3 protein-coding genes are annotated in these 3,136 nt (G+C 67.7%); 2 read left to right on the forward strand and 1 reads right to left on the reverse strand.

Annotation, left to right across the window (positions count from 1 at the left end):
• Positions 1 to 239: 239 nt before the first annotated feature.
• A complete protein-coding gene (locus AC3WLN_RS23840; protein ID WP_492485430.1) occupies positions 240 to 1,106 on the reverse strand; it encodes a hypothetical protein in 867 nt (288 codons plus the stop codon).
• A 617-nt stretch (positions 1,107 to 1,723) separates the two neighbouring features.
• Between AC3WLN_RS23840 and AC3WLN_RS23845 the strand changes: the two genes are divergently transcribed.
• Both AC3WLN_RS23845 and AC3WLN_RS23850 read left to right on the forward strand, forming a co-directional pair.
• Positions 1,724 to 2,380 (forward strand): nucleotide-binding protein, encoded by a 657-nt coding sequence (locus AC3WLN_RS23845; protein WP_492485432.1) that lies wholly within the window; start codon positions 1,724 to 1,726, stop codon positions 2,378 to 2,380.
• A 2-nt stretch (positions 2,381 to 2,382) separates the two neighbouring features.
• Positions 2,383 to 2,787 carry a hypothetical protein gene (locus AC3WLN_RS23850; RefSeq protein WP_492485434.1) on the forward strand — a complete coding sequence of 135 codons (405 nt, stop codon included), beginning with the start codon at positions 2,383 to 2,385 and terminating at the stop codon, positions 2,785 to 2,787.
• The last annotated feature ends 349 nt before the right edge of the window (positions 2,788 to 3,136 follow it).

A 3,136-nucleotide genomic window follows, 5' to 3' on the forward strand; every position in this document is an offset into this window, starting at 1 on the left:
AAAAGCAAGCCGCCAACCCCGTTGGCCGCCCGCCGATGAACCGGGGTATACGGACCACACCCGAACCCGTCAACACCCCCGATCGGGCAAAACGCACATGTCGCAGTTTGGTTCTCTCCGGACGCAGCCCCCGATCCGAGGACGTGTCGAGGTCACGACTCTCCCGGGCCGGAATCTCCGTCCCCGATCGTGTGACCTCGACACGTCCTCAGGTCAGCGTTTCGCGTGCTTTTAGAGGTTCACGGACCCCATTTTCGAGGTGGGAAGGGGGCATCGGACCTCAACCTTGAAGAGCCTGCGCTCCGGATCACCTCCTGGTTGTACGACAGGTCACCTCTTTCCTCGTAAACCCTTGATTCCGTGGCCTTCTCAAAAGTGAACCCTCCCCCCCTTCCGCGCTGGCCGGACGGGCAGACCCGGGGGGTGACGACGTCCCCGCCAGCTTTCTCCGAAGCCTTGCTCCGGGGTTTCCGGCACGATAGCCATCCCAGCCAGGTCGGCGAGACAATCCGAACCACGTTGGTGAGGTTGGGACGGTACTGGACCCGCCGCTCCGTGATCGACAGCAGGCCGGCATTCTGGGCGATCCGCAGGGCCAGGCGCGTCTTGGTGTGGCCCATACCGGCCCGTGCGGCGATCTCGGAGATCGAGAGGGTGCATTGGCGGTCGAGGACGAATGTGTCGGACACGATCTTGAGGATCGCCAGCTCTCCCGTGGTGAACAGGCAGGCGAGCTTCGGCGGCATGGGGCCGGAGGCCGCGAGGATCCGCCGGCGCTCCATCGACCGGGCTCGGTCTGGGGTGTGCTGAGGCTGCTTGACGGGGAAATAGGACCAGAGGCGCGGCTCCTTGGCCGCGGGCGTCCCTGGGGCTCCTGAAGCCGCCCCAGGGGGCTTCTGAGGGGAAGCGGCCTTGAGGCATCCGAGGGCGATGGCGGAGGCCTGGAGGGCCGGTCTGCGACGGCCGTGGATGGCTTCGGCGAGCGCCTGAGCCTGGGCCTCGGTCAGGGCGCCCTCCCCGGTCGCGCGCCACACATCGCGGCTCAGGCCGTCCAGGGCGGCGAGGGGAACATGGTTAACGAGACTGAGCAGGTGGTCGAACGACATGGTGGTCCCTGGGTTGGGACCGCATCGGGCCGAGCGACATCGCATCGAGAATGCACATTCCCGATTGACTCCTGAGGGGAGCTATGATGTGCTGAGGACCTTCGGTGTTCCTCGGCACATCTACGATTTGACGGCCCTTCCGGTTTGGCGACTGGGGGGCCGTTGTCGTTTCAGGGTCCTACTGCGGTGAGGCGGTGGTTCCTTGATCGAATCCCCGGTCGAGCAAGGGACCGAGACCGCACATTCGGCATGCGAGGGGCTCTCCTGTCAAACCAGGGACTTGTGCCGTTCCGCAGCGGCGCCTGGTCGGTGCTTCCTGCCACGACCGACGCGCGCCCTACATCTCGACCGGGCCAGCGGATCGAGACAGGCGTTCGCCGGGGTCGAGCGGATCGAACCAAGGGTTCGGGCAGCCGTCCCGACCGATCCGGCAGGACTATGTAGAAAAGCCCAACCCTCCATAAAAGCATGCGTATTTCGTTCAGATGGGCAAATGCCCTTTTGCCCAAGAACCCAATTGGGTTTACGGGTTCTTGGGGATTTGGACGCTAGGGAACTTGGGCTCTTGGGGATGGGTCCCCGGGGATTTGGGTCCTGGGAACCCGGGGAGCCTCGCGATGGCGGTCATCAGCGTCTGTTCGACGAAAGGGGGGGTCGGGAAGACGACTCTCGTGATCTGCCTGGCCGACGCCTTCGCCCGGCAGGGGGGGAGCGTGGCCATCGTCGACGCCGACCCGAACGGACATGTCGGCGCGTGGCGCGAGCGCGCGGGGGCGGACTCCACCGTCGCGGTCATCTCGGGCGTGACGGAGACCGTCATCCTCGACCGCATCGCGGAGGCGGCGACGCAGTACGGGATCGTCCTGGTGGACCTCGAGGGGGCCGCCTCGCAGGCCGTCACCTATGCGATCGCCGAGTCGGACCTCGTGCTGATCCCCACCAAGATCTCGGGGATGGACCTGCAGGAGGTGTTCCGGACCTACGAGGTGGTGCAGCGGGCCGAGCGCATGCTGCGCCGATCGATCCCGGCCCGGGTGGTCCTGACCCAGATGTCACCCCTGCAGAGCCGCGTCGCCCAGCATGCCCGGGAGGAGATCCAGGGCGCCGGCATCCCGCTGCTGCGGACCGAGGTGATCCAGCGGGCCGCGTACCAGTCCATGCACTTCACGGGATCGACGCCGGCCGGGCCGGGGGGCGATCCGAAGGCCGCCGCCGAGGTGGGCGGCGTCCTGAACGAACTCCTCGCCATTCTGGCCGAGCAGCAGGGAGCCTGACGATGAGCAAGCCTCCGTTCCTGCCCTCGCCCCGCCCGCGCCCGCATACGAGTCCGGAGGATGCCCGGCAGCTGGCGGCCGCCACGAGCGACCTCGGCTTCACGCGGGCCTCAAGCGCCCCCGCTGGGCTGGCGGCCGCGCCCCGGCTCCTCCCTGAAGCCCGGCCGGCCGAGCCCGCGGAGACCGCCGGACCGGCCCGGACCACGAAGGCCCGGGCTTCCGCCAAGCGGCGGCCCAAGGGGACGGTTCTGAAGGTCGAGGTGCCGGATCCCGTCTGGACGGCTCTGCGGCAGGAAGCCCTCGATCGCCGGGTGACCGTGAAGTACCTGGTCCTCGAGGCCCTCGCGGCCAAGGGCTACGCCTTCGACCTCTCCACCATCCCGAAGGACGGACGCCGCCTGCGCTAGAGCCTTGTCAGCGAGCTGGATGCCGGCTCGCGTGAAGACCCTGCGACCCCGAACATGCCCCGGGCGGACGGTCCGCAGGGATCCCGTCCGGAAGGTCGACTGTCCGCAGGCCTGATCCGGGTTCTGCGGACAGCCGGGTGGCGGCCCGTCCGCTGTCCGCAGGACCATGACCCAACGGACGCGGGGCCTGACCGGGAGGCCGCCAAACGCAAGAAAGGCCGCCCCGGAGGGCGGCCTTTCTGGTGCGACGATCGTCGAGAGGGAATGGATTGGTCTTGTTCTGTGCAGGTCTGGCGGCGACCGACTCTCCCGTGTCTTGAGACACAGTACCATGGGCGCTGGTGCGTTT

The organism is Methylobacterium sp. FW306-05-D (assembly GCF_058782155.1).

What these genes read in the sequence shown, in the direction of transcription:
- AC3WLN_RS23840 (WP_492485430.1), bottom strand. Translation starts at nt 1,106, where the DNA reads ATGTCGTTCGACCACCTGCTCAGTCTCGTTAACCATGTTCCCCTCGCC.
- AC3WLN_RS23845 (WP_492485432.1), top strand. Translation starts at nt 1,724, where the DNA reads ATGGCGGTCATCAGCGTCTGTTCGACGAAAGGGGGGGTCGGGAAGACG.
- AC3WLN_RS23850 (WP_492485434.1), top strand. Translation starts at nt 2,383, where the DNA reads ATGAGCAAGCCTCCGTTCCTGCCCTCGCCCCGCCCGCGCCCGCATACG.